Source organism: Acidobacteriota bacterium (assembly GCA_003225175.1).
GTDB lineage: Bacteria > Acidobacteriota > Terriglobia > Terriglobales > Acidobacteriaceae > Gp1-AA112.
In genome coordinates this window covers 1-2,048 of the sequence record QIBA01000221.1, presented here as the reverse complement: position 1 = coordinate 2,048, position 2,048 = coordinate 1, and the positions used below count along the sequence as shown (strand labels likewise).

General features: G+C 51.6%; 3 protein-coding genes. 2 read left to right on the top strand and 1 reads right to left on the bottom strand.

From position 1 onward, the window contains the following. Window positions 1-171: 171 nt before the first annotated feature. Window positions 172-1,272 (bottom strand): hypothetical protein, encoded by a 1,101-nt coding sequence (locus DMG62_24765; protein PYY19296.1) that lies wholly within the window; start codon window positions 1,270-1,272, stop codon window positions 172-174. A 107-nt stretch (window positions 1,273-1,379) separates the two neighbouring features. On the opposite strand from DMG62_24765, the gene DMG62_24760 reads away from it, so the two are divergent. Continuing rightward, window positions 1,380-1,688 carry a hypothetical protein gene (locus DMG62_24760; GenBank protein ID PYY19295.1) on the top strand — a complete coding sequence of 103 codons (309 nt, stop codon included), beginning with the start codon at window positions 1,380-1,382 and terminating at the stop codon, window positions 1,686-1,688. Further along, window positions 1,688-2,048: hypothetical protein (locus DMG62_24755; protein ID PYY19294.1), on the top strand; the 361-nt coding region annotated here is incomplete at its 3' end. The genes DMG62_24760 and DMG62_24755, both read left to right, overlap by 1 nt.

Sequence of the window (2,048 nt, the reverse complement as noted above, 5' to 3'; positions counted from 1 at the left end):
GTCCTCCTGCGTGATGGGCAGACGTTTTATCCAGTGCTAGTATCGCCGTGACCTATCTCGAACCTTGCCACGGCTCACATGTTGGTTCGATTCCGATAGGCCGGTCCAACATTCTAGAGAATTACGCTACCGCCCCATTCTCGATATTTTCCAAAACCAAATTTGATTTCGCTATTGCACTTCATAAACCTTGACTTCGGCTATCTTTTGCCCATGACGGGGGGCAGCTACAAAATAGCGTCTAAGCTTAGGTACCAAGATAGCCGTCTTGGCACGAAAGCCCGTCTGAATTCTGGCTAGCTCTTCATAATGATCAGCATCGTGCTGTAGGTACACCACAATGAACTCGTCGCAGGCAACGTAGATGCGTTTACTCTCCGGATCGAATAGCATGTCGTCCGTAAGTTCGGCAGTGGGCAAGCTGGCAACGATCTTACCGGAGTCCAAGTCAAGCACTAGGAGTCTCGCCGGCTTACGACCGACGACGAAAAGACGCCGATGGGCCACGTCTAGGGCCATCGGTGTGTTTCCGTGGACGCCGCCCAAAGGCCAAGTTGAAGTCACTGCTCTTTTCTTCGTGTCGATCACCGCGACAAGACTCCGGTCTCTGATGTTGGCAAATAGCCTGTGGCTGTTTTTGTCGATGGCCATAGATTCTATATTGGTTGAGTCCACCTTTATGTCGCCCACGCGCTTACGCGTGCTGGTGTCGACGATACTGATCAATGAGAAATCCATCTTTGCGTCTTCGCCGCCGGTAGCGACGTAGAGGAGATAATTTGCGGGATCGTAGACCGCTGAGTCCGCACCAATAGCTAGCTCTACACTCCCGATTTCAGCGTAGTTGGTTCCATCAAAAATCTTAATTGTCCCGTCACCTCCGTCAACAACCCAAAGCTGCTTGGTAGCCGCAAGATAGAGCAATGAATGGGGCGTGTCTACATTCCGGATGGTATGAATCAGCGTGTTGGTGCGAATGTCAAACACCTCGACAGCATTGTTCTCTTCTGCCGTTAGAAATAACCTGTTGCCCGAGAGATCGACAGCAAAATGGTCGAAATCCCCACCCTTGAGCTCGGGCAGCGGGATAGTTTGCAACAGACGCAGCGGCGGTTTTGTTTGGGCCCATGCTCGGACAGGAAAGAAGACCGTGTTGGCGACGATTAAGAAGACCAGGAATCTCTTCACTTTCTCTTCTCCATTGGTCCTGACGGTTCTTTTATCAGGAGAGTCCCCGGGATCTCCGATTCCAGCCTGCGTCATTTGCGGCATTACTTTATCTAATGGGCTAAACCTTCTGCTTCGGCCCTGATCCACACCATAGCTCAACGATGAGTTGACCGGAATGCGACGCGTTGTACCACAAGAAACCGTTCACAATGGGATTCGTCCAGATTCGGATCCTTAGCATATACTACAACCCACGCGGCAGAAAATTTTCGGCACCGCGGCTTGGTACTTGTTCAAACCCCACCGCGCCAAGACGCAACAACTTCGTCGGAATCGCCATCTGCATTTATGCGGTGCAACGGGCTCAACTGACGATCCGTTTTGAACGGCTCGCTTTGGCAAAGATTGCACACGACGGCGATTCGCCTGAAGGCGGCACGAGATGCGTTGGTATCAAGATCTATCCATTCGTACCAAGCTCCAATCCATTGTCATGGTCACCTGCGCCGCGGCCCTAGTGGTGGCAGCCGTGCTGTTCACTTTGTATGATCGGGCCAATTTCGTTCGCGAAAAAACACAAGACCTGATTGCCTCCGCTAAAATGATTGGATCGAATAGCGCTGCCGCGCTGAGTTTTCATGACATCAGGCTGGCCAGGGAAATCCTAAATGCACTGCAGGCCAAACCACATGTGGTCAATGCCTGCATTTACGATTCGGATGGCACAGTTTTCGCGAAGTACAGCCGGAGTCTGAACCACGTCGATTTCCCACCTCCTCCGAAAGACCGAGAAAATGGAACCACAATCGTCGCGGGGAACATGGTCTTGTTCCAAGATATCGCCCTGCATGGTGATTCAATCGGCTCGATTTACATCG

What these genes read in the sequence shown, in the direction of transcription:
- DMG62_24765 (PYY19296.1), bottom strand. Translation starts at nt 1,272, where the DNA reads ATGCCGCAAATGACGCAGGCTGGAATCGGAGATCCCGGGGACTCTCCT.
- DMG62_24760 (PYY19295.1), top strand. Translation starts at nt 1,380, where the DNA reads ATGGGATTCGTCCAGATTCGGATCCTTAGCATATACTACAACCCACGC.